This window comes from Nitrospinota bacterium (assembly GCA_016235255.1).
GTDB lineage: Bacteria > Nitrospinota_A > UBA7883 > UBA7883 > JACRLM01 > JACRLM01.
In genome coordinates this window covers 16,783-34,303 of record JACRLM010000062.1, presented here as the reverse complement: position 1 = coordinate 34,303, position 17,521 = coordinate 16,783, and the positions used below count along the sequence as shown (strand labels likewise).

Sequence of the window (17,521 nt, the reverse complement as noted above, 5' to 3'; positions counted from 1 at the left end):
GTCCAGCGAGGTATTTACGGCCTTCTTGCCAGCGGCACGTAATCGCGCGTTTGCGGGCCGGTGTAAAGCTGGCGCGGCCGGCCGATCTTCAGGCTTTTTTCCTTTAACATCTCGTTCCACTGGCTGATCCAGCCGATGGTCCTGCCGATGACGAAAATCACAGTGAACATGCTGGTGGGGATGCCTATGGCGCGAAGGATGATGCCGGAATAGAAGTCCACGTTCGGATACAGCTTCTTCTCGATGAAATATGGGTCCTTGAGGGCGGCTTCCTCCAGCTTCAACGCTATCTCGAACAGCGGATCGTTCACCTTCATGGCCGCCAGCACGTCCATGCACGCTTTCCTGATGATCTTGGCCCTCGGGTCGAAATTCTTGTAAACCCTGTGGCCGAAGCCCATGAGCCTGAAAGAGTCGTTCTTGTTCTTGGCGCGTTCCACGGCGCTTTCCACGTTCTTCGGATCGCCTATCTGCTCAAGCATTTTTATCACCGCCTCGTTGGCTCCGCCGTGGGCCGGGCCCCACAGGGTGCCCACACCGGCGGATATGCATGCGAAGGGATTTGCCTGGGACGACCCGGCCAGCCGCACCGTGGAGGTGGAGGCGTTCTGCTCGTGGTCGGCGTGAAGCAGGAAAATAAGGTCTAGCGCCTTGGCCGCAACCGAGTTCACCTTGTACGGTTCAGTTGGGAAGGAAAACATCATGTGCAGGAAATTTTCCGCGTATGAAAGCGGGTTCTGCGGATAGGCGAACGGCTCCCCGCGCGAATAGCGGAAAGCCCCGGCGGCGATTGTCGGGATCTTCGCCAAAAGCCTGTGGGCGGATATTTCGCGGCTGCGCTCGTCCCATATGTCCAGCGAGTCGTGATAGAAGGCGGAAAGGGCGCCTACGACCCCCACGGTGATCGCCATCGGGTGGGCGTCCGGCCGGAAGCCGTTATAAAAGTTGTGCAGCCCCTGGTGCACCATCGAGTGGTGCGAGATGATCCATTTGAATTCCTCCAGCTCCTTTTGCGAAGGGAGCCTGCCGTACCACAGCAGGTAGCATGCCTCCAGATGGTCGCTATGATCGGCAAGCTGCTCGATAGGGTAGCCACGGTAAAGCAATATCCCCTTGTCGCCGTCTATGAACGTGATGGAGCTTTCGCACGCGCCGGTGCTCATGAAGCCGGGATCATAAGTGAACATCCCCAGTTCCGAATACAGCTTGCCGATGTCTATGACTGAAGGGCCCAGGGAACCCCGCTTTATGGGAAGCTCAACAGTTTTTCCGGTGGAGTTGTCCGTTATGGTGACTGTGTCCTTTGGCATCGCCGGCTCCGCAAAAAGTGTGGTTTGTTTTTATTCCGGAAGCTTCGTATGGGCCCCATCGCACCATGGGGGCGTCTTGGTGTGCTTGCACATGCACCAGGGAACCTTTCCCTTCTCCGCTATATGCACTTCTTTAGGATATATCTCCGTCCCGGTATGGGAACCGTCGCAGTACGGCTGTTTCTTCGACTGGCCGCAGGCGCACCACCAGTATGACCCGGGTTCCATATCCATCACCAACGGCTTTTTCTGGACGACTTTCGGTTCTTGAGCCACGGCCCGAGCCTCCCCTTTATGGAATGAATGACGTATTATAGCCACCCTCCGGATTTTACGCCATAAGGTAAAAATTATCCCCCTCGCAAACACTCCTGACACAACGCTGTCAGGAGCGGTCCGCTACAGTTCACGCATACACTTATTACTTATGGAGGATCCCGACGATGAAGGAAAAAAGGAAAAGCACAGCGGTGTGGTTTGAAATACCGGCGAAGGATTTTGGCCGGGCGGTGGAATTCTATGAAAAGGTTTTCGCTACAAAGCTGACGGCGGACAAAGCCATGCCGGTGAAAATGGCGGTTTTCCCTTATTCGGATTGCAACGAAACCACAGGGTGCGTGAAGGAAGACCCAAAGGGCGCCGGGGGGAAAAACGGCGTGGTGGTCTATCTGAATACCGACGGCTTTTTGAACGACGCGATCAAACGGGTGCAGCAAGCCGGTGGAAAGGTTCTCGGCCCCGTAATAGAATTGCCAATGGACATGGGCTCCTACGTCCTTATCGAGGACACGGAAGGGAACAAGGTGGGCTTTCACGACGCCATTTGAAAGGGAATACGATGCGCCGGGCGGACAGGCTTTTCATGATCGTCCAGCTTCTCCGCTCCGGCCGTGTCGTCACCGCCGCCAAAGTTGCCGAGCGGCTGGAAGTGTCCGAACGCACAGTGTACCGCGACATACGCGACCTCACCCTTTCCGGTGTTCCCATAGAGGGTGAGGCGGGCGTCGGCTACACCATCAGGAACGGATACGACCTGCCGCCGTTGATGTTCAACGAAGAGGAGATCGCCGCGCTGATCATCGGGGCGAGGATGGTGGAAGCGTGGGGCGGCATGGCCCACGGACGGGGAGCCGCCATGGCGCTGTCCAAAATCCAGAGCGTCCTCCCCGCCCACCTTTCCAACAGCCTGGAACAGACCAAGGTCTTCTCCCTCTCTTTTCCGGAGCGCCATGACCTTCGCAAAATGCTGGACGTTCTTCACTCCGCCATAAACGGCTCCCAGCGGGTGGCGCTGCGGTACAGCGATGAAAAGGGCGCCGGTTCCCGCCGCGTGATCCGGCCGCTGGGGCTTTATTTCTGGGGGAAGGTGTGGACCCTGGCGGCCTGGTGCGAGCTCCGGAAAGACTTCAGGACATTCCGGGTGGACAGGATTTTATCGGCAACCGTCCGCAAGGAGGTCTTTAAGGATGAAAAGGGAAAGACACTGGAGGACTTTTTGAAACGCGCGTGGGTGGAATGATTACAGCTTGCCAATTATCTCCATTTGGATATAATTAATTCATGAGCGCCTTTGAGCCTAAGCCGCTTATATGGATCGGTTCCTCAAAGAAGGACCTCCTTCAAATGCCAGCGCCGGTGCTCGACACTTTCGGTTATGCTCTTTACCTTGCGCAGACCGGAGGAAAACACGAGCAGACAAAGCCGTTAAAGGGCTTCGGGAACGCCGGTGTAATGGAAGTGGTGGAAGATTGGCGCGCAGCCACATACAGGGCTGTTTACACGGTTCGATTCGCCAACGCGGTATATGTGTTGAGCTGCTTCCAGAAGAAATCACGCAAAGGAGCGGAAACGCCCAAGAGGGATATGGACTTGATAATGGAGCGGTTGAAGCTGGCGGCAAAGCACGCCGGGGGGAAAAAATGAAAGATGTGGAAGAAGGTTCAAAAAACGTTTACGCCGATTTGGGCATGGCTAACGCCGGGGAGATGCTCGTCAAGGCCCGATTGGCGGCTGGTATCGGCGAAATCATCAAAAAACGCGGGTTGACGCAGATGGAAGCCTCTGGAATCCTCAACATGCCGCAATCCAAGTTATCAAACATGCTACGCGGCAAATTCCGCGGCATATCCGAAAGCAAGATGCTCGAATGCCTCGCCCGTCTCGGCAAGGATGTAGAGATCGTGGTGAAGACCCCGCCCCACCGCCGGCATGGCGGTCACATGACTGTCGTGTTTTCGTGAGAATGGATGGATTCTGAGGCCGTAGCTGGGCACAGATTTAATTAGACCAGCTTCTCCTTGTTCACCAGTTTCCCGATATGCGTCGGCGCGCCGTTCTCAAACTTCAAGTCGTGGAACTCGCAATAGACAAGGTCCGTGGCGATGGCGAACAGTTTTGACCATCCGGGGCTGAATTCCATCACGCGGAAGGAGCCAAGGCCTGGCTGGGCGGGGCTGTACTTCCCGTGACCGTTGCCGGAAAGGCTGATGTCCTCATAGGATTGCTCCATGAAGATCGGCACCCTGTCCTGGATCACCAGGCGTGAAATCACGCAGTTGCCCATCGCCTGAACATAACCGAACAGCTTCACCCACGCGGGGTGCTGCTCGGTCTTGGCCGGGGCCATTACGCTGACTCTCATTTTCAGTTACCGCCATCAAAAGTACATGACACCACCGCCATCAAAAGTACATGACACCACCGCCATCAAAAGTACATGACACCACCGGCGTCAAATGGACAGTGACGCCCTGATTGTCTTTTCGGCGCCATTGGGTGAAACTTTAACGGCTTTCAAAAAAATGTTTAAAAACCCGCCCAGCGGGGTGGAGGGATATAATCAATATAAGGAAAGGATCACCATTTGCCATATGGACAAAGCCAGATGAGCCGCAATTACAATATTTTCGCCGAAAAGGCGGACGACCAGACTCTTCGGCAGTTCCACTCCGCCATGGACCAGCCTTTTGTGGTGAAAGGGGCGCTCCTGCCGGACGCGCACGTGGGATATTCGCTTCCCATCGGAGCCGTGGTGGCAACCGAGGGGGTCATCCTCCCCGCCTGGGTGGGGTATGACATCGGATGCGGCATGTGCGCCGTGAAGACCCCGATGACCGTGGACGAGATCATGCCCCTGCGTGAAAAGATTTTCCAGAGCATATACCGGGCCGTCCCCACAGGCTTTGCGCATAACAAACGCCCGGAGCAATGGAATCACGAGCATATTCCCATGACCCCCGCCTTGAAAAAGATCTTCGGCAGGGACGGACTTTGCCAGCTTGGCTCCCTGGGGGGCGGGAACCATTTCATAGAGTTAAGCTACGACGAGGAAAAACACCTTTGGGTGGTGGTCCATTCCGGCAGCAGGAACGTGGGGCATTCCGTGGCGACGCATTACATGAAGCTTGCCTCCGGCTCGGAAAAGGCCAAAGAGGGGCATTATGGATTTGACACCAAAAGCGGCGAGGGGCGCGATTACATAACGGACATGAAGTTCTGCCAGGAGTTCGCGCTGGAAAACAGGAAGAAAATCATCGAGCGGGTGTTGCGGGAGATTTATTATTACGCAAAGCCGGGGGATGCGCCCGAGCAACTGGAGTTCATCAACCGAAACCACAACCACGCCGAGGAAAAGGACGGGCTGTGGATACACCGCAAAGGCGCCACCCAGGCCGAAGAGGGGATGGCCGGGGTGATTCCGGGCAACATGCGCGACGGCAGCTTTGTGGTGGAGGGCAAAGGGAATCCGAAAAGCCTGAACTCATCTTCCCACGGCGCCGGGCGCGCCTTGAGCCGCAATCAGGCCAAAGCGAAGCTGACTATGGACGATTTCCGCCGTCAACTGGAAGGGATAACCGCCAAGGTGGCCCAGTCCACCCTGGACGAGGCTCCGGCGGCGTACAAGGACATTTTCGAGATCATGCGCCTGCAAGCGGACATGGTGACGGTGAAACACCACCTGATACCAGTGGTGAACATCAAGGGTTGAAAGAGGCGGCCGCGCCGATGCCCCTATGAGTCGGTGAAAGCGGGCAACGTCTCCGTCCAGAATCCCCAGTGGACCATCACCGCGTCGGCGAACTTGGCGCCGCGCATGACGTATGCCTTAATGGCCTTGCGGAATATCTCGTCCATGTCGCACCGGAAAAAGGGGGTGTCCAGTATGGCGTGGATTATGTCCGCTATCGCCTTGCGATCCACCATGTAGATTTTTTCCAGGATGTTCACTATCTCTATCACCGCCGTGGGGGATATGTGATAGGGAAAAGCCTTTGGCTCCGCCACTTCCAGAAAATCGTCCAGTATGTTCTGGGGCGAATGATAGTCCCCCACAAGGAGCCGCAGGATCAGTATGGTGTCCCGTTTTGCCTTCACATACTCGATGGCCACTTCCTGGATGAGCCTTTCGCGGGCGGTGTCACCTCCGGAGTCCAGATTTGTGAGGTAACCGGCGTAGTCCATTATGGTCTTTTTCCCAAGATGCGCCGCCACGGCAGGGGACTTGACCAGCGATATGTCCACGTTTGGCGGACTTTGCGTGGAAACATCCTTGGCTTTGGCCCTGGATCCGGCAGGCATGGCTGAATGTGAAATGGTCATATCATCCTCTGGGAGCATCTGTGAACACCACTCTTGGAAAAATTTAACACCATCCGGACAATTGGGGAATTTGTATTCCAGATACACCTTTAAGCCAATGAAAAGCCCGGGCGCCCCTCCCGCGCCGGACAATGGGCTATCCTTAAGTTTTTGCATTCAAATACAGAATCGGGCAACATGTCCAAATGATCAGGCTTATACTTTGGAATTTTGTTTTCGCCCTGGCCGCGCGGGTTCTGCAGATAGCGGTGTCCTTCGCCCTGCTGATGGTCATCGCCAGATACCTTCCGGTGGAGGATTTCGGGGCATATTCATACATCGGAGCTTTCACGGCGGCCGTGATGGCGTTGAGCTATTTTGGCGTCCAAAACATTCTGACACGGGACATCGCTCAAAAGACGTTCGACACTTCCACCCTATATTCCACCGCCACGGCATTGCGGGGGATCATGGCGCTGCTGGCGGCGTCGCTGCTCGCCGCGCTTTGGATGATAGGGGAGAACGGGTCCATCCCTTTATGGATCGTCCTTCTTGCCGCGGCTTCGGAGGCGATGCTAGGGTACACGCTTTTGCAGAAATCGGTGCTCCAGGGGATTGAGCGGATGGGCTACATGCCTGTACTGACGTTCATCCAGTCCGTTTCCATCGGGATACTGGCCGTGGGGGTGATATACGCCAAGGGGGGCTATGAATGGTTCTTCGCTGCCGCGCTGCTTTCCAACGCGGCGCAGTTTATCGCAGGCGGAGGCATATTGAGGCGAAACGGGGTGCGCGTTGACTTCTCGCTGGTGCGCAAGGACCATCTGAAGACGTTTTTCGCCCACTCGATGATGGTCGGTTTCGCGGTGATCCTGTACAAGAACCTTTTCGTCGTGAACACCCTGGCGCTCAAATGGCTTGGAAACCTGGAGAGTCTGGCTTATTTTCAGGCTGTGCACGGCCTTGTCATCCAGTCCCAGATCCTCCCCATGGCGCTGTCCATGGCGGTGTTTCCGGCGGTGTCGCGCCTGATAAACAAGGATTTTGGCGCGGCGGCGAAGATACTTTCCGAATCGGTGAAGATCATGTTCTTCATAAGCGCCGGGGCGGCGGCCATTTTGTGGGCGTTCGCCGGAGAAGTGACCCAGCTTGTATATGGCGACAAGTACGCCCCCTCCGCCTATGCCATGGCCGTGCTTGCATGGGCCTTGCCGGCGTTATGGATGGACTTGCCGCTTTCCGGGGCGCTGGTGGCGATGAACCGGCAAAAATTCAGCGTGATGTGCGCCGCCGTGGTTCTTGCGGCCAATGCCGCCCTTGCCTTTGCGTTCATTCCGGCATACGGATTCCACGCCGCCTCATGGCTTGCCTTGGCGTCATACACCCTGATGCCGGTGTGCGCGGTGGCGTTCCTGATGAAACAGGGAGTGAGGTTTTCGTTCATGTCATGGGCGCCTCAGGCGGGAATTCCGGCGGCGGTGTGCATTATGGCGGCGCTCTGGCTAAAGCCGCATATTGGCCTTGCGGCATCCGCCGTTGGCGGGTTGGTCTATGTGGCCGGGCTGTTCATGACAAGGGGAGTGTCCATTTCGGAAATCAAAAACCTGCGGCGCGCCCTGGCCATGCCGGGGAAAGATGAGCGTTGACCGCCTTGCCCCGGCACTCCGTCACGCTGTGGCGGACACAGTAGATCCCTTCGATGATTCGCTGTACGCCGTGGACGTATACTGCTCCAGCGTCTTGAACGATATCCCGAATTCGGCATTGTCTATTTTACCGTCCCCGTTCTTGTCCGCGTCGTTAAACGTTGTTGAATCCGCGTTCAGTTCATCGGCGGCAAGGTAACCGTCGGCGTTGGTGTCCAGTGCCGAGATTTTATTTTTCATGTCCGCCTGCCGGGCGTTATAGGCGTCGATAAGCTCCCCCTGGCTGGCCACTCCGTCGCCATTGGTGTCTATGGTGGAGAACACGGCCGAATCAATCCCCAGTTCGCTTGAGGAAAGTCCGCCGTCTTTGTCCGTGTCCTTTTGCGAGATCATGGAAGCTGCGCCGTTCTTCACGCCCAACGCGCCGGCAAGCTCCTGCCCGGTCGCCTTTCCGTCGCCATCGGAGTCCACCCGCGAGAATACGGATGAGTCCAGCCCAAGTTCCCCGGAGGAAAGGGCGCCGTCCGAATCGGTGTCTTTTTTGGCGATCATTTCGCTTATGGGCGGAACGCCGGGGGCCATGGCGCGATAGGCGGATGCGCTTGCCGCCTGTTGTGATGCCTGCTGGGAATCGGTGTATGAACCTGAGTCTGCCGTGCTTGCGGTGGATGCGCTCTGGCTTGACGCCATGTTTGAAGCGTAGCCGCTCGCCGGCGAATCCGGATACTTGCCCAGATAAGCGTCGGTGAGCTCTTTTGAATTGGCGGCCCCGTCGCTGTCCGTGTCAATGCTCGAAAGAATATCGGCGAAATCCGATGGAGCTTCACTTGAAGATATGGACTTGTCGCTGTTTGTGTCGATTCCGGCGATCAAGCTCTTCGAGGTCTGGCACACCCTGTTAAAGGCGGCCAACGTGCCAAGCGACAATTGTGAAGCTACTGGAAGCATCTTCAAATCTCCTGTAATAGTCCTGCAAGACATCTTTGCAACAGTGGCGCCAAGACAATAATCATTGTTTTTCAATGCGATACGTTAAAAACAAGCTGGAGGCGATGTGGCACTTCCTGCTATGGACAGGCATTAGTTGCCGGTTTGCCATTGAGGGCAGATTCGATCAACCCGGAAATTTGGGCGAATTTCCCGGCATATGTTATATTTGTGAACGGTGGAGCGGCCCATGCGGATTTGCGCTGAAAAAGTTCCACAAAATTAAAATTACCTGAATTGGCCGGTTTTGATGTTTTGTGGACTGACATCCGTTGAACGACATCCCGCCGTTGGCGTTGACGCCAAAGTCTGGTTTGCGATGACCGGACATAAAGCCAGTCCTTGATCATTTTGAGTGTTGCACGTTATGGGGAAAAGAAGCCGTTTATACATAATCGGGATTGACGGGGCCACTTTCAACATAGTGTCCCCCATGGTGGAACGCGGCGAATTACCGAATATCGGCTCCGTAATGGCTCAAGGGGCATGGGCCCCGTTAAAATCCACCGTGCCGGCCTTCTCCCCGGTGGCGTGGTCCTCAATAATCACCGGGGTCAATCCCGGCAGGCACGGCATCGCCGACGCTTTCATCCATCATCCCGATTACCACATGAGTTTTGCGAATTCCACATACAGGAAGAACGAGCCAATATGGAGCATCGTAAACTCCATGGGGGTAAAGACCGGCGTGATGAACGTGCCGCTGACCTATCCGCCGGAGCATGTGGGCGGATTCATGATCACCGGCATGTTCACCCCCGAATCGGCCGACGACTTCACATGGCCCCTGGAGCTTCGGGGCGATCTGCAGAAAAGGTTCGGCAAATACCGTTTCGAGGCGGTGCAGGGAGAAAACCTTGAAAGGGTCATAAAGACCACCTATGAGTCCATCGAGCAGAAGGACGCAGTGCTGGATTATCTTCTGGCCAAGGACGATCCGGACTTTTTGTTCATGGTCTATGTGGAGACGGACCGCATCCAGCACCAGTTCTGGAAATTCATAGACGAAAAGAACACGACGGTCAACGACGCCGACAGGCGGCGCTACGGTTCCATGATCGGGGACGTTTACAAGAAACTGGACGGATCCATCGGCAAGATAGCCCGCAGGATGGGCCCTGAAGACACGCTTATAATAGTGTCGGACCATGGGTTCGGCCCGTTACGCACGGCCTTTTCCCTAGGAGCATGGCTTGAGGAGAACGGCTATATAACGTATGCGGACAATCCGGCCAAATCCGCCGCGCCTTCCAAAATCTCTTCTATCATCCAAAGGATAAAGCGCAAGGCGCTGGGAATCGCCCCGGACAAGGACGAACAGATCAACAGGTTCTTCGGGGGGGTGGACTGGGCGAACACCAAGGCCTTCACCGAAGGTGCGGCCGGAGGCGTGTTCATCAATGTGAAGGGGCGGCAAAAGACGGGGACGGTGGAGCCCGGGGCCGAGTATGAACGCGTGCGAGGCGAGCTTATCGCAAAACTGCTTGAGATAAAGGATCCGGCCAACGGCGAAAAAGTGATCGAATCGGCCCAGAAGCGGGAAGAAATCTATCATTCGCCCGACGGCCTTGAAGGGATACCGGATTTAGTGGTGGTGTGCAAGATGGGCTATCACACCATATCGCCGTCGGAAGCGGCCTATTACAGGATGGAGAACACCGGAATGTTCTTCGCCCATCGCTGGTCCGGCAGGCACGACGATTACGGAGTGCTCATGATGCGCGGCCCGAAGGTAAAAAAAGGGGTGAAACTTTCCGGGGCCGACGTGATGGACGTAACCCCCACGGCGCTCCACCTGATGGGGCTGCCTGTGAGCAACGAGTTCGACGGCAAGGTGCTAAGTGAAGCGATCGAAGGTGCGCCCGTTGAAAGTCCCGCCGGTGAGTACGCCATTTCTAAGACCGGATCGGCCAAGGATTTTTCCGAGGACGAGGCCGAGCAGATACGGCAAAAGATGATCGAGCTTGGATATCTGGAATGAAACGCCGAAACGGCAAGTTGACCAGCGGATCGTAAGGCCATGTTAAAAGATATGATGATGTGGCTTTACTGGAAGCCGTTCCGCTGGCTATTAAGAAGGTTGCCGGCGAGCATGATCCACGCTCTGGCGCATCTTGCCGGATACGCGCTTTATAGCGCCGCTAAAAACAAAAGGAAAGCTTTCATACGCTTGTGCGGAGCGTTCGGGATTCCCGATGCAAATCGCGTGGCCAAACGCGCCTGCCAGGTCCACTGTCTCAACGAGTTTGAAATACTGGTTTACCCCGGCCTGAACCGTTCCAACATAGGCGACTTTTCCAGCTGTGAAGACTTATGGAGGCTGGACGAGGCCTTGAAACAGGGGCGGGGGGTGATGCTTCTGTTCGCTCATTTCGGCGCAAACCAGTTGATAATGCCCGCGATCGGATACAGGGGCTATAAAATGTCCCAAATCAGCGCCCCCGCCACCACATGGGCGGACATCCAGCCCGGAAGAAAGTTTTCATGGATGGAAAAGGCCTCGCTCAAACTGCGGATGGAGTGCGAGCTATCCCTGCCAGTCACCCACATCAACCTCTTCAAGTCCATAAGAAAAGCGTACGATTGCCTGAAAGGTAATGATATATTAGGGATTGCAATTGATGGTGGCGGTGGCAAAAATCGTGTCCACGCCGGCATTCTTGGCAAAACTTTCCAGCTTTCCACTGGGGCGATGGATCTTGCCATGCGCACAGGCTGTGTGGTAATGCCAACCTTTATGATCAGAGAAAAAAACGGCAGGAGCAGGATGATTTTGGAGGAACCGCTTAAACTTCATACCGGCGGCGATTATGACACAGACTTGAAACATAACATCCAGATGTTCGCCGCCCGGCTGGACGAATACGTCAGAAAGTATCCCTGCCATTACCTGAACTTCCTGGCGTGGCGCAAGCATATGGAAATATACGGCGAGCCTCCGTTCATGTATGACACGGCGGACGCCGCCGCACAGGGAGGCGCTTTGCGCGGAATCGGAGCCTGATGAAAGTAGTATTGATCGCCCCCACGCCGCCTGATGTGGCGGCCTTCGGTGTACGCGGCCTTTCCTCCTATCTGAAAAGCAAGGGCAAGGATGTCCGCCTTGTTTTCCTCCCCGGCGGGGTTGAAAAATACAAGCACAAGGCCGGGTTCCGGTATGAGTACGAGAAGTCCATTCTGGACACTGTGGTGGAACTTTGCTCCGGGGCGGGGCTAGTCGGCATTTCGTTCATGAGCCACTACCTGGACCGGGGGAAGCAGATCGCCGCCGCCGTGAAAAAAGGGTGTGGCGCCCCAATTGCCGTGGGCGGGATACACCCCACCGTGATGCCGGAGGATTGCCTGAATTTCGCCGACATCGTATGCGTCGGCGAGGGGGAAGAGGCCATGCTCGAACTGGTGGAACGGATCGAGGCCGGGCGGGACTATTCGGACATACAGAACCTCTGGGTCAAAAAGGACGGCAGGATCACCAGGAATTCGTTGCGGCCATTGGCGCAGGACCTGGACATTTTTCCGCCGTATGATTTCGGCACGGACGGCCACTATATATACAACAATATCACCTGCAAGCTCGAGCCGGTGACCAAGGAGATTCTCAAGCGCTCGTTCCCCATGGAGCCGCACATCGAGGGCTCTTTCAACGACTCGTACAAAAGGACGCTGTCGTACAAGACCATGACCACCCGGGGCTGCCCGCATCACTGCACCTTCTGCGCGGAAAAGACCCTGGCCGACCTGTACACCGGCCAGCGCTACCTTCGCAAACGGAGCATCGGCCACATCATGGGAGAATTGCTGTGGGTGAAAAAGGAGCTTCCCTTCGTGGAAAGCATATTCCTTTTCGACGACACGTTCCTCGCCCGCCCCACAAAGGAGGTGGTGGAATTTTCAAAGGTCTATAAGCAGACCATCGGGATGCCGTTCCACATCCAGGTAAGCCCCGCCACGGTGAACGAGGAGAAAGTTGAGGCGTTGCTGGACGCAGGACTTGCGTTCGTGGAGATGGGTATCCAGTCCACCGCGGACAGCGCCAAGGCGTTGTACAAAAGGAAGACCTCCGACGAGGCCATACTCAAGGCGGCCAGAATATTCCACAACCACGGCAGGCGCATATCGCCGCCGTGCTACCACGTGATCCTGGACAATCCGTGGGAGACGCCGGCGGACAATATCCAGACGCTAAAGACAGTGCTGAAACTTCCCGCGCCATTCTGGCTGAAGAGGGCGTCGCTTGTCTGCTTTCCCGGCACCGAGCTTTACGCCCGGGCCAAGGCGGACGGCATAATAAAGACCGAGGAGGATGAGATAAGGGAGATATTCTCCAAGCATCTGCACACCCCCAAGGGGACGTATGTGAACATGCTGATGTACCTGGCCGGTTTCTCCCGGTTCCCCCGGTGGATCATCCACGCGCTTGCATGGGAGCCGCTTGCCAAGACAATGGACAAACCTTGGCTTTCAGGGCTTTATACCTCGCTTTACCGGATCACAGAAGGGCTTATCGTGGTCTCCAAAGGGATCAGGGCTTTGGCTCGGGGTGATTTTTCCCGGATATTCAAATACATCCGCAGCGTCACTTCTCGGATGTCCTGACCTGCGCGTATCCGCGGCTTTTCGTAACGCCTAATAGCCGCCGGTTTTCAGTTTTCGCACCCGCATCCTCCGGCCGATATACTGCGCCGTCTTGATGGCCAGGGTCTTCGGGTCGTGCCGTATGTAGAACCAGACACGGCTTTTAAGCTTCCTGAACTTTGTCGAGAAATCGTTATTGTGTTTATATACCCAGGCGCCCATTTCCTTGGCCTTCTGGTTAAAGGCCTCCGGCGGCACATGCGCCATGAAATGCCTGTCCGGCCAGAAACGGAACCTGCTCCAGTCGGCCCCCGCGTCCACTAGCCCCAGGCTCACGGCGCTTGTCAAAAGGTCGCTCCCCGGCATCGGATCGACGATGTTGAACGCCACTTCCTCAAGGTTGAGGTCCTTCATCAGGGCGAAGGTCTGCTCCATGTCATCGAGTGTCTCTTCCGGAAATCCGGCCATGAAGAAAGCGCCAACCGCGATTCCGCTTTTCTTTATCATCGAGCAGGCGCGCCGCACAAGCTCGTTGTCCACATCCTTTTTTATGAGCTTTTGCATCCTGGGGCTTCCGGTCTCCACCCCTATTTCCAGCTTCACGCAGCCGGCCCTTTTCATCCAGTAAAGCAGCTCATCGTCCACAAGGTCCGCCCGGGTGGCCGTGCGCCACGTTATATTCAGCCCGCTCTCAACTATCTGCTTGCAATACCTGATGGCCACCTTCTTGCTGACGGAGAACGAATCGTCCCAGAACATGATGTAATTGACGCCGTACTTTTGCTTGATGGCCTTGATCTCTTCGATGATGTTTTCCGGCGAACGCAACCGCAGCTTCTTCTCCCAGAAAAGCCTGGACGAACAAAAGGCGCACCGCCACGGGCATCCCCGGGAGGCGATCATGCTCCCCATCGATTTATAGTCGAACGATTCTGGATACAGGATAAGGTTCGACGCGGGGAACGGTATCGTGTCCACATCCTCGATCAGGGCGCGCGGGGGATTGTGTACGATTTTCCCTTCCTTCACGAAGCTCACGCCATGAGTTCCGCTAAAATCTTTCTCGCCTTTTTCGATCTTGCGGCATAGCTCCAGAAAGGTCTCCTCCCCTTCCCCGCGCACAACAAAGTCCACCGTCCCGTTCACGAACGCGTCGCCCGGATTGAAGGTCGGGTGCACACCCCCCCACACCACCGGCAGCGAGGGGTTATATTTCTTGCAGATTTCGCTGATTTTAAGGGCGGAGCCGACTTCGACGGTCAGCACCGATATCCCCACAATATCGGGTTTGAAATCCCTGATTGTCTGCCGCACCTCTTCCCATATGGGGTGGGAGTCGTTGTCCAAAGCCTCGAAATATCTTTTCTGGCTTGCCGACCGCTGATAGAAAACCGCCTCTTCGTCCTCTATTATCCGCTCTTCGGGAAGCCTGGGATTTTCGGCATGGTAAATAGCGGCCGTTATGCCGGCCTTTTCCAGCGTGGCGGCTATATATCCGATTCCAAGCGGGAAATATGGCGCCTGCCCGGTCTTTTTCAGCCGCGAATAGGGCGGGCGGATAAGAAGCGCTCGCATTAATTTAAAACCTCTGCAAAATATATATTTTACGCGCCCCAACCCGCCGTGGCAAGAAGGAGCGGCAACTCCGCATTTTCAATGCAATCCGACACTTTGCTTGGCCTTGAGATCATTCAATAAATCCGGCGTCTTTAATCCTGCGGTATATCGCCTCCGCCGTTATTTCGTGTCCTTTAACTGACGGATGGATGTGGTCGTTTTTTATGTATAAATCATCGCTGTTTGATCTATACACGTCAAAAAGGTCCAGGCAAGGCTGGTTGGCCTGCTCGCAGAATTCCATGAATCGCTCATCCGATGACCTGCGGCCGCTTTCCGTCATCTGGAACTTGTAGGGGAATATTACGAAAAGCGATTTGACGCCGTCGTTTTTAAGCGCAAGGGACAGTTCGGCAAGCGGCTTGCCCCCCTCGTTCCACAACTTCGACAATGTCGGGGCCAATTGCGCAAGGTATCTCCCCGCATCTTCTTTGCTTGCATTCGCCAGGTTCAGCGTCCTTATGGCCTGCTTGATTTTTCTGTAGATCATGATATCGGCGGCGAGCTTTTCGCCGCTCTCGTCCACGTCCAGGTCGCCTCGCACGATACCGGCCCAGTCTGTGGACAGGTTCCCGTTTTTCACAAAATCATTCTGGCAGATTCCGAGTATCACAAGGTCGGGCTTGAGAGCGCGGACTTTTTCCTTGTAGACTTCAAGTTCCTGCCATGTGTCATAACCGCCCACGGCGGCGTTGAGGACTTCATATCGGACGGTCTTTGGCGCATTTCCATTGAGTTTTCGTGCGAGGACATTCGCGAAAAGGTGTTCTTCCGGCAGGTAAGGCGCCACGGCGATGGAATCGCCAAGGACGACGATGCGGAAAACATTTTCAGGCTTGATCTGGCCGAAGTCAGGCCCGCGGAATCCGTAGGAGTTCACGTGCAACCATTTCCATGTGAATCCGGGAATAAATTCGAAGCCTATCCGGGGATTTGAGCTCAAGCGGCACACTTTGCGCCCCTTGCTGATATCCTTATATATCCTGGCGCTCCGCAGGGCGCCTTCTGTGACGGCAAGGACCAGGATGATACTCGCCACGGCCAACGAAGCGTTCGTCAGGAATTTTTTTAAGCGGTCGCCATTGCCATCAGCCAACTTAATAATTCACCTCCAATAGTTGAGGTTCGTTTTCCGCGGTCAAAGTAATGGCCAGACCGGGTTGCAGCTTAAGCTCGTCTCCATTGAGCCGGGTCAGCTTGATAGACCTGGGAATGCCTGGCAGATTAAGCAAATAGCTCGTTTTTCCGCCATCCATCCTGAAAATGGAGGTTTTCATCTTTCCTTTGCGGCCCTTGTCCTGTTCGGCGCTCACCGGCGGGCCGTCCGCTTCCGCTGATTTGAACGGCTTGAAAAACACATAAAGCTCCCTGCCGCCCTGCCTTGAAACAAACTTCTCGATCCACGCGATGTTGTCCGCGCCGTATTCACCGCTTATATGTTCCGATGGAACGAATTCCCTGATCCTGTTTATCAGCAGCCCCACACCACCGACGGCGGGCGTGACTTCTCCTTTTTCATCCAGTGAATTCCACCACAGTTCATGTGTGTCCCCCTTTTTATATATCTTCATCGTGATTATGCCGTTTAGCGCGGGGCTTCCGTTGTGGCGTACGGTCCTTTTCAGGATCAGCTGTTGCGCCATGTATGACGCGTCCACCATGCTATCTTCCACAGAATACTTTTCGCGCCCAGGCCGCACTCCGATATGCTCGGTGTCAATTATCAGCCGGTCGAACCAACCGTTCTCGTCCATTCGCTTCCGTATTTCCATTATTCCGCTGACCCCGGCGTATTTATTGTAAACAGGAACTTTCGTCGGTGGATAAATCTCAATCACGCTTTTCCCGCGCAACAGCGCCGGATAACCGTGAAAAGCCCAGAAATCGAATTTGGCGCCGTTTTTCCTGTCCAGAAAATATTCCACCATCTGGGTCATTTTAGCTGTCTCCGGATCATCGGGAGAATCGAAGCTGTACTCAAAGCCGGGCGAGCCGACCATTATGTCCGGATACTTCGCCTTAAGGCGGTCATATGACATGTTCGCAAGCTTCAACAGTTGGGCGGTGGAACCTTTCCAGTATCGCGTAGGATCATTTACCATCTCCACATACTTTATCCGCGCCGTGTCCTTGTAGCGGGAGACGAACCAATCGGCGAAATCGGCGAAACGGGCGATATCGTCGCCGGTAATCTGGCCTATGGAGTCGTCGGCGGAAAGCATGGGGACCATGCTCCAGTTATTGAGCCTGTAAATGGAGGCAAGCTCGTCCAGGTTTATTTTGCTTATGCAGTTGGCGGGTGACGGCATGCATCCTTCGGGAGTGAACGCCCCATCAGCAGATGTGAACGCACGCTGATTGTAGCGGCCCTTCACATATTTCACCTGGAGCACCGTGTTTATGATTTCCGCCTGCGCCCCGCCGCCGGAGCCCGGCTGGCTCAAATCGAACAGCCCTTCGGTCCCCCACAAAAATCCACCGTCATCGTACTCGCGCGAAGGTTTAAATGCGGTCCGCTGGCGCGCCATTACCGCTCCGCGATCAGCCGCCGCTTTTATTTCCGGGGCTTCACCGCTGTATTGGTACTTACTTCTTAACTCGCTTATCACCCCTTCCAGCTCGTTGGCGGCGGACTGTCTGTCTCCGTCCCGCAGCAACCTCCATATCACCTCCCCCTTGGCCCTCGGCAGGATTTCATCGGCCCTGACGCCCGAGCGCATCAGCCGCTGGACCATTTGGACCATGAGGTTGTGGCGCTCCTCGGCGTTTTGCGCATTGGTCTGCCGGGGGCCTATGCGATCCATATAA

17 protein-coding genes are annotated in these 17,521 nt (G+C 55.5%); 9 read left to right on the top strand and 8 right to left on the bottom strand.

What is annotated here, in order from left to right; translation table 11 throughout:
• Positions 1-14: 14 nt before the first annotated feature.
• A complete protein-coding gene (locus HZB29_07765; GenBank protein ID MBI5815493.1) occupies positions 15-1,310 on the bottom strand; it encodes a citrate synthase in 1,296 nt (431 codons plus the stop codon).
• Positions 1,311-1,340: 30 nt separating this feature from the next.
• Positions 1,341-1,544 carry a CDGSH iron-sulfur domain-containing protein gene (locus HZB29_07760; GenBank protein ID MBI5815492.1) on the bottom strand — a complete coding sequence of 68 codons (204 nt, stop codon included), beginning with the start codon at positions 1,542-1,544 and terminating at the stop codon, positions 1,341-1,343.
• Between the two features lie 209 nt (positions 1,545-1,753).
• On the opposite strand from HZB29_07760, the gene HZB29_07755 reads away from it, so the two are divergent.
• From HZB29_07755 to HZB29_07740, 4 genes are read left to right on the top strand one after another with little or no spacing between them, the layout of a single operon-like run.
• Positions 1,754-2,137 carry a VOC family protein gene (locus tag HZB29_07755; GenBank protein MBI5815491.1) on the top strand — a complete coding sequence of 128 codons (384 nt, stop codon included), beginning with the start codon at positions 1,754-1,756 and terminating at the stop codon, positions 2,135-2,137.
• 11 nt (positions 2,138-2,148) lie between these two features.
• Positions 2,149-2,829: a YafY family transcriptional regulator gene (locus HZB29_07750; protein ID MBI5815490.1), complete on the top strand. Its 681-nt coding sequence runs from the start codon at positions 2,149-2,151 to the stop codon at positions 2,827-2,829.
• A gap of 41 nt (positions 2,830-2,870) precedes the next feature.
• Positions 2,871-3,233, top strand: a complete 363-nt coding sequence (locus HZB29_07745) for a type II toxin-antitoxin system RelE/ParE family toxin (GenBank protein ID MBI5815489.1) — start codon at positions 2,871-2,873, stop codon at positions 3,231-3,233.
• Positions 3,230-3,550 (top strand): XRE family transcriptional regulator, encoded by a 321-nt coding sequence (locus HZB29_07740; GenBank protein ID MBI5815488.1) that lies wholly within the window; start codon positions 3,230-3,232, stop codon positions 3,548-3,550. The genes HZB29_07745 and HZB29_07740 overlap by 4 nt, the downstream gene beginning before the upstream one ends.
• Positions 3,551-3,591: 41 nt before the next feature.
• Here the strand turns inward: HZB29_07740 and HZB29_07735 are convergent, their stop codons facing one another.
• The gene (locus HZB29_07735; GenBank protein ID MBI5815487.1) at positions 3,592-3,951 is read right to left on the bottom strand and encodes a hypothetical protein; all 360 of its coding nucleotides are present in this window, start codon (positions 3,949-3,951) and stop codon (positions 3,592-3,594) included.
• 243 nt (positions 3,952-4,194) lie between these two features.
• On the opposite strand from HZB29_07735, the gene HZB29_07730 reads away from it, so the two are divergent.
• Entirely contained in the window at positions 4,195-5,298 is a 1,104-nt protein-coding gene (locus HZB29_07730) for an RtcB family protein (protein ID MBI5815486.1), read from the top strand.
• Positions 5,299-5,321: 23 nt separating this feature from the next.
• Here the strand turns inward: HZB29_07730 and HZB29_07725 are convergent, their stop codons facing one another.
• Positions 5,322-5,909: a hypothetical protein gene (locus HZB29_07725; GenBank protein ID MBI5815485.1), complete on the bottom strand. Its 588-nt coding sequence runs from the start codon at positions 5,907-5,909 to the stop codon at positions 5,322-5,324.
• A 185-nt stretch (positions 5,910-6,094) separates the two neighbouring features.
• Here HZB29_07725 and HZB29_07720 point away from each other — a divergent pair, with 185 nt between their 5' ends.
• On the top strand, positions 6,095-7,534 hold the full coding sequence (locus HZB29_07720; protein ID MBI5815484.1) for a flippase: 1,440 nt from the start codon (positions 6,095-6,097) through the stop codon (positions 7,532-7,534).
• A 21-nt stretch (positions 7,535-7,555) separates the two neighbouring features.
• Here HZB29_07720 and HZB29_07715 read toward each other — a convergent pair whose 3' ends face one another.
• Positions 7,556-8,482 carry a hypothetical protein gene (locus HZB29_07715; protein ID MBI5815483.1) on the bottom strand — a complete coding sequence of 309 codons (927 nt, stop codon included), beginning with the start codon at positions 8,480-8,482 and terminating at the stop codon, positions 7,556-7,558.
• Between the two features lie 406 nt (positions 8,483-8,888).
• Between HZB29_07715 and HZB29_07710 the strand changes: the two genes are divergently transcribed.
• Genes HZB29_07710 through HZB29_07700 form a run of 3 tightly spaced genes read left to right on the top strand, consistent with a single transcriptional unit; the run spans position 8,889 to position 13,117 of the window.
• Positions 8,889-10,502, top strand: a complete 1,614-nt coding sequence (locus HZB29_07710) for an alkaline phosphatase family protein (GenBank protein ID MBI5815482.1) — start codon at positions 8,889-8,891, stop codon at positions 10,500-10,502.
• A gap of 39 nt (positions 10,503-10,541) precedes the next feature.
• Positions 10,542-11,525, top strand: coding sequence for a lysophospholipid acyltransferase family protein (locus HZB29_07705; protein ID MBI5815481.1), 984 nt, complete (start codon positions 10,542-10,544; stop codon positions 11,523-11,525).
• Positions 11,525-13,117, top strand: coding sequence for a B12-binding domain-containing radical SAM protein (locus HZB29_07700; GenBank protein ID MBI5815480.1), 1,593 nt, complete (start codon positions 11,525-11,527; stop codon positions 13,115-13,117). The genes HZB29_07705 and HZB29_07700 overlap by 1 nt, the downstream gene beginning before the upstream one ends.
• Before the next feature lie 30 nt (positions 13,118-13,147).
• On the opposite strand, the gene HZB29_07695 is transcribed toward HZB29_07700, so the two are convergent.
• From HZB29_07695 to HZB29_07685, 3 genes are all read right to left on the bottom strand, one after another.
• Entirely contained in the window at positions 13,148-14,671 is a 1,524-nt protein-coding gene (locus tag HZB29_07695; protein ID MBI5815479.1) for a B12-binding domain-containing radical SAM protein, read from the bottom strand.
• Between the two features lie 112 nt (positions 14,672-14,783).
• Complete coding sequence (locus HZB29_07690; GenBank protein MBI5815478.1) at positions 14,784-15,809, bottom strand: SGNH/GDSL hydrolase family protein; 1,026 nt, start codon at positions 15,807-15,809, stop codon at positions 14,784-14,786.
• A 1-nt stretch (position 15,810) separates the two neighbouring features.
• Positions 15,811-17,517: a hypothetical protein gene (locus HZB29_07685; GenBank protein MBI5815477.1), complete on the bottom strand. Its 1,707-nt coding sequence runs from the start codon at positions 17,515-17,517 to the stop codon at positions 15,811-15,813.
• Between the last annotated feature and the right edge of the window lie 4 nt (positions 17,518-17,521).